This window comes from Leptolyngbya cf. ectocarpi LEGE 11479 (assembly GCF_015207065.1).
Lineage (GTDB): Bacteria > Cyanobacteriota > Cyanobacteriia > Phormidesmidales > Phormidesmidaceae > Leptothoe > Leptothoe ectocarpi.
Genome location: NZ_JADEXP010000380.1, coordinates 1 through 6,122 on the forward strand (window position 1 = coordinate 1; position 6,122 = coordinate 6,122).

Below are 6,122 nucleotides of genomic sequence, written 5' to 3' on the forward strand. Positions count from 1 at the left end.
CTACCTCCCCTGCTCCTTACCTCCCCTCGCCAATAGCCATGGCCCAGGACAGTGAATCATACGAACAAGCTTTCCGAGAATCTGATTGTAGGTGTGATACAGGGTTTTACCCTTTTCGGTTGATAAGTAGTTGCATTTGACTGCAAATTCTATCCATGTTTGGGTTTCGGCAGCTTCGGCCTCTGAATCACTGAGTTTAGCGACGAAAGCAGCCTGATAGCGACGTTTGCGCCAAGCCTCAGCCAAATTGGCACAAACAGATCGCGAAGACCTGCGCATCTGATCAGTCAGCGAGTATCGTTCCTCAACCGGAAAGCCCTTAGAGAACTCAAAAATCTCCATCGCCGCTTGAAATCCCAGCTGATAAACCTCCAAATCAGCATGATTTTTAATAACCCCCTTTCCCATAACTCCAAATCCCCCAATATCTACAACCTATTGCTCCCCCGCACACCTGCTCCCTATCGCCCTCGCTCCCCTGCTCCCCCGCTCCCAACTCAGGTATGAACTCAGGCAACCCTTTCCCTGACTCAGGTGTGGCCTCAGGTCGGCGGTCGGCACTATGTAATTGTCAACCAACGAGGCAACCAAATGCAGGTTTATTCAGAACACCTTCATGCGGCCTGGGGGCTGGTGCAGCGAGGGAGCCCCGCCGCTGGGGTGGATGGCATTACCACTGACTTGTTTGCTGGCGTGGCCCAGGAGCAGCTGGGGCAAATGCATCGGCAGCTGAGGCGCGACTGCTACAGGGCGAGTCCGGCGAAGGGATTCTTTATTGCTAAAAAGAATGGCGGGCAGCGGTTGATCGGGCTGTCTACGGTACGGGATCGTGTGCTGCAGCGCTACTTGCTTCAGTCTATCTATCCCCGGTTAGAGGCGACGTTTAGCCATAGTGCTTTTGCCTATCGGCCAGGGCTGTCTATCTATGGGGCGGTGGACCGGGTGATGGCTGATTATGGTGCGCAGCCCACCTGGGTGATCAAGGCTGACATTCATCAATTTTTTGACAACCTCTCTTGGGGAGTCTTGATGGGTCAGTTGGAACGGCTCAAGATTGCAACTGGGTGGGTGCGGCTAATTGAGCAACAGCTCAAGACTGGGATGGTCTTGCAGGGGCAGTTTTACCGGCCTAACAAGGGAGTGTTGCAAGGGGGGATTCTCTCAGGGGCACTGGCAAATTTGTATCTGAGCGAGTTTGATCGGCTGTGTCTGGCGGCGGATATTCCCCTGGTGCGCTACGGGGATGACTGTGTTGCGGTGTGCCATAGCTATTTGCAGGCAAATCGGTCGCTGGGGATGATGCATGACTGGCTAGAAGATATTTACCTGACGCTGAACCCCGAAAAGACACGAATTATTGCACCGGATGAGGGGTTTGTTTTTTTAGGGCATCAGTTTCAAGCACAGCAGGTGATTGCGCCGGAGCGTAAATGGCTGAAGAAATCTAAGCAGAAGAAGAAAGCACAGCCGGTGTATGGACCGCCGAAGGCTTGCAGCATTGTCAAAGATGCAAAGCAGGGGCCAAAGCACAAAAAGTCAACAGATGAATATTGGAGGGATGGTATGACGACGCTGTATGTGACAGAACAGGGAGCTTATTTACGGGTACGACATCAGCAGTTTCAGGTATTTCATGAGCGAGAGCTGCGCTGTAGTGTACCGGCCAATAGCATTACCCATGTAGTGTTGTTTGGTGCTTGTAATGTGTCGCATGGGGCCGTACGTCTGGCTCTACAGCGGCGGATTCCGCTGTTGTATCTTTCGAATAAAGGACGTTATTTTGGACGACTGCAAACGACCGGGCAGGCGAAGATTGACTATTTGGTACAGCAGGTAACGAAGTCTCAGAATGAGGACTTTATCCGTCAGCAGGCACAGAGCATTATCTTAGGTAAGCTACACAATTCGCGAATCTTGTTGTTGCGGCTCAACCGACGTCGTAAGACTGAGCTGGCAACTAAAGCCATTGCTGATCTGGCTGACCTCATCAAAAAGATGCCTACGGTTGAGACAGTCGAGTCAATGTTGGGTTATGAGGGGCAGGGAGCGAATCTCTATTTTCAAGCCTTCGCTTCACTACTCAAAGGACCGTTTGAGTTTGAAAAGCGTACCCGTCGCCCACCCACTGACCCGATTAATAGCCTGTTGAGCCTGGGCTATACGCTACTCTCTCAAAATGTCCATGCCATGACCGAGGCAGCCGGTCTACACACCCATTTTGGCAATCTGCATACGGTTAAGCCCAATCGGCCATCACTGGTGTGTGATCTAGTAGAAGAGTTTCGTGCGATGGTGGTTGATTCGCTGGTTGCATATCTGATTAATTCCAATATTTTTACTCCTGAAGACTTTACGCCACCAGATGGACGAGGTGGTGTCTATCTGCATCCAGACGGATTAAAACGGTTTTTGAAGCATTGGGAAGAGAAACTACAAGCGCAGACCGTTCATCCTCACACAGGCTACAAGGTCAGTCACCGTCGTTGTTTTGAGCTGCAGGTTTGGGAGTATACAACCTGTATCACAGGAGAACGAGAGAGTTATAGGCCTATGGTTTGGAAGAAGTGAGGAAAACGAATGTTTTATCTCGTTTGCTACGACGTCGTACTAGACCGTCGTCGGAATAAAGTGGCTCACCTCTTGGAAGGTTACGGTCTTCGGGTACAAAAGTCGGTGTTTGAATGTGTGCTAACGCCAGATCAGCGAGAAATGCTGAACAAGAAACTGGCTAAGTATATCGATGATACAGAAGATCAGGTGCGTTTTTATCCGATGTCGCCGCGCTATCGCAAGAAGGTTGCGGTGATGGGCTTCCAGCCAGATCGAGAGGTAGATGATGTGGCGTTTATTGTCTAAAAAATATTTAGGAGATAACAATCATGGGACAGGAATTGATTGCGGCGTACCAAGAACTGACGGTCTATCAGCTAGCATTTGAGGCATCTATGAAGCTGTATTGGCTGTTGCCACAGGCATCGGTGGAGGAAGAAGATTCGCTGTGCCACAAGTTGGTGGAGGCATCTCAGTTAGTGTGTGCCAACCTGGCAGAAGCCTGGGGCAAGCGGCGTTATCACGAAGCCTTTATTGCCAAACTGAGTGAGGCTGAAACGAAAGCGGCAGCGGTACAGACCTGGCTGGCATTTGCGATGGAGTGCGGGTATATCAAGGCGGATGAGGGGTTAGCCCATAGTGATTGCTATGGGGGAATTTTGACCTCGATTGGAGAGTTGATTGAGAATGCGGAGGCTTGGTTGATGGAGATTCCTTGTTAGAGAGTAGGGAGTAGGGAGTAGGGGGGATGTATAGGACTGGCCTTGTGCATCCTCTGTTCCTAGGAGTAAGGAAAACAATATTTGCTATAGGAGAGAGCCATGGGACAGGATTTCATTAGAACCTATCAGGAGTTACAGGTTTATCGGTTGGCGTTTAGGGAAGCGATGCGGCTATACCGGCTATCGCAACAGTTTCCGCCAGATGAGGATGAGATGTTGACTCGGCAGATTGTGACAGCATCTCGTTCAGTGTGTGCCAACCTGGCGGAGGCATGGGGTAAGCGGCGTTATCGTAAGGCGTTTATGGCCAAACTTAATGACGCTGAGGCGGAAGCTGCTGAAGTACAGACTTGGATTGCGTTTGCGGTGGAATGTGACTATCTTGATGCTGAAGCTGGGCAAGACTTGGTGGGACAATATAGAACTATTTTTGAAGCACTAGGCCGATTGGTAGAGAATTCGGCAGCTTGGACGAGAGAAGAATAGAAAAGCTATGAAAGAGGAGGGGGCGTGGCTCGCACGAGGCCAGCCCGATTTTCGAGAGGGTGGATTGAAAATTACATCTGTGGGGTAGGTAATAATGATTTACCGAATGGTGTATTGGTTAAAGAAATGGCTAAGTCGATTGGAACAATGGTTAAAGATAATGATCAGGAGTTTGTCTGGTCAGGAGTATCGGGAAAATCGTCATCTGCTGATGCGGCTGGCGACTTTGCGAGCCGATTATAATCAGCTCAAGCAGGATACAGATGAGCTGCTGAAATATGCAGACAATGAGATTAGTCAGCTAAAACATGAAAATGCAGGGCTGACTCAGACTCTCGATGAATTACAGCTGCGGGTGTGGGAGTTAGAGCAGCAGGTTAACGATCTACTAGACTATATCGCGCAGCTGGATAAATCAGACCTTGAAACAGATGGCGATCAGCTGCCCGATAATGTGCAAAAGCCAGATCTATCAACTTGGAGTTTAGGCATCATTGGGGGACATGCCACTACTCGGCGGGGCGTTATTGAGGTGTTGTCAAATCAGTATGGTCTAGGGACATGGGTTGAAATTCCACCTCTTAGTGAAAATAGCATCAAGCGTAATGTGTTAAGGGGTAAAATTAGACGCTGCGCTCTAATTTTCATCATTACTGGCTATATGAGTCATTCGTTGACCCATGCGGTATATAGCCTGAAGGCATCAGGTGCTCTGGCAGGTGAGGTGGTACTCTTAAATTGCCGAGGTACAAGCGGTGTGGTGCGAGAGGTATTGGATCATGTCATCAAAAAGTCTGAAGAAATGCTTTAAGCGCTGGACATGGTCTAAAAAGCAGGCTAAGTTTGGGGATAGCTCCTCATTTCGTGGGGGTCTGCCGGACCTTGAAAACTGCATTATTTCGTCAACCCTAGAGAATCAACTGGTATACAAAGGTTTCAGCCTTTTTCAAGGGTGCCTTATTGCAGCTGATTCTCAATTGTGGACCCCTTGCTTAGACCCCCGCGAAAATGGGGGTCTCAAGACCTTACTACGTATAGGTTTCAAAAGGTAGGGGTTCAAATCCCATTACCCCGAAAGGGGACGGAAACATTAACAGTAGCTACCGTTTCAGGATCAGCAGAGTTCAAATCCCATTACCCCGAAAGGGGACGGAAACACTAGAAAGGGTGTTAGATTCTTTGATCCTAATAGTTCAAATCCCATTACCCCGAAAGGGGACGGAAACACGATTGTCTTAGGGGCTAGATTTAGAGTTTGAGCGGGTTCAAATCCCATTACCCCGAAAGGGGACGGAAACAATCAAGCAAGAATCGTTTTTGCCCAAAATATAAGTGTTCAAATCCCATTACCCCGAAAGGGGACGGAAACGCTCATCAAGATACGTGATCTCGTATGACTCATGGTTCAAATCCCATTACCCCGAAAGGGGACGGAAACTCAGTCTCGCTTGCAGTCGGACGTGGAACAGGACGTTGTTCAAATCCCATTACCCCGAAAGGGGACGGAAACGTTCTGAAAAGCCGTCATGTTTGCCAACTGTGCAACGTTCAAATCCCATTACCCCGAAAGGGGACGGAAACCGATGCTTCGTCTTTCGCCCGGTTGCATTCCGGTGAGTTCAAATCCCATTACCCCGAAAGGGGACGGAAACCCGTACACTTCTCGTCAACTTGTTCTTGAGTCAAGTTCAAATCCCATTACCCCGAAAGGGGACGGAAACAGTTATCCAGCTGAATCTCTGGTGCAGTAATACTCGTTCAAATCCCATTACCCCGAAAGGGGACGGAAACTATCGTCATAGGCAACGTTATCAACGAACACATCAAGTTCAAATCCCATTACCCCGAAAGGGGGGCGGAAACGAACTGGAACCCAGCTACCATCTTTCGCTCGGGCAATTGTTCAAATCCCATTACCCCGAAAGGGGACGGAAACCGTAAGTAGGATTAACAAACTTACGCATTTGCTCATAGCGTTCAAATTCCATTACCCCGCGAACATACAAGGAAGTGGAAACTTCTAATAAGACGGAAAAGCCAAGATAGAAGATGGAGAAAGAGCCCCTATCCAAAACCATGCTTGCCAAATGATATTTGTACGTTTACCCTCCGTTCTCCGTCCTCTCTTTTCCACTCAGCTCACTCGCCAGCTCAGCCGCCTTACGACGATACTCAGCTGCCAATGCCTCTTCGCCCGTCTCTTGGTACAGAAACGCAAAATACCGATATATGGTCGCCTCGACTGGTCGAGCCTCTATCGCTTGAATAAGGATTAGAGCCTGATGAAGCACTTCCGTAGCCTTCGAAAACCGCTTTAGCTTAGTCAAGGTCCCCCCCAGGTTAGCCAGCGTTACCCCCTAAGCC

The 6,122-nt window shown here is 49.3% G+C and carries 7 protein-coding genes and 1 CRISPR repeat array; of the genes, 5 read left to right on the top strand and 2 right to left on the bottom strand.

Annotated elements, in window-relative coordinates:
• Positions 1-408, bottom strand: a complete 408-nt coding sequence (locus tag IQ260_RS26215) for a four helix bundle protein (RefSeq protein WP_193996030.1) — start codon at positions 406-408, stop codon at positions 1-3.
• Positions 409-534: 126 nt separating this feature from the next.
• Here IQ260_RS26215 and cas1 point away from each other — a divergent pair, with 126 nt between their 5' ends.
• From cas1 to IQ260_RS26240, 5 genes are all read left to right on the top strand, one after another.
• Positions 535-2,568 carry a CRISPR-associated endonuclease Cas1 gene (gene cas1 / locus IQ260_RS26220; RefSeq protein ID WP_322745053.1) on the top strand — a complete coding sequence of 678 codons (2,034 nt, stop codon included), beginning with the start codon at positions 535-537 and terminating at the stop codon, positions 2,566-2,568.
• 9 nt (positions 2,569-2,577) lie between these two features.
• On the top strand, positions 2,578-2,856 hold the full coding sequence (gene cas2, locus IQ260_RS26225) for a CRISPR-associated endonuclease Cas2 (protein WP_193996031.1): 279 nt from the start codon (positions 2,578-2,580) through the stop codon (positions 2,854-2,856).
• A gap of 23 nt (positions 2,857-2,879) precedes the next feature.
• Positions 2,880-3,272: a four helix bundle protein gene (locus IQ260_RS26230; RefSeq protein ID WP_193996032.1), complete on the top strand. Its 393-nt coding sequence runs from the start codon at positions 2,880-2,882 to the stop codon at positions 3,270-3,272.
• 99 nt (positions 3,273-3,371) lie between these two features.
• Positions 3,372-3,758 (top strand): four helix bundle protein, encoded by a 387-nt coding sequence (locus tag IQ260_RS26235; protein WP_193996033.1) that lies wholly within the window; start codon positions 3,372-3,374, stop codon positions 3,756-3,758.
• Positions 3,759-3,918: 160 nt separating this feature from the next.
• Entirely contained in the window at positions 3,919-4,569 is a 651-nt protein-coding gene (locus tag IQ260_RS26240; RefSeq protein WP_193996034.1) for a hypothetical protein, read from the top strand.
• Positions 4,570-4,812: 243 nt separating this feature from the next.
• Positions 4,813-5,694: direct repeats of the CRISPR family, unit length 35 nt; unit sequence GTTCAAATCCCATTACCCCGAAAGGGGACGGAAAC.
• A 166-nt stretch (positions 5,695-5,860) separates the two neighbouring features.
• Here the strand turns inward: IQ260_RS26240 and IQ260_RS26245 are convergent.
• On the bottom strand, positions 5,861-6,106 hold the full coding sequence (locus IQ260_RS26245; RefSeq protein WP_228016449.1) for a tetratricopeptide repeat protein: 246 nt from the start codon (positions 6,104-6,106) through the stop codon (positions 5,861-5,863).
• Positions 6,107-6,122 lie beyond the last annotated feature (16 nt).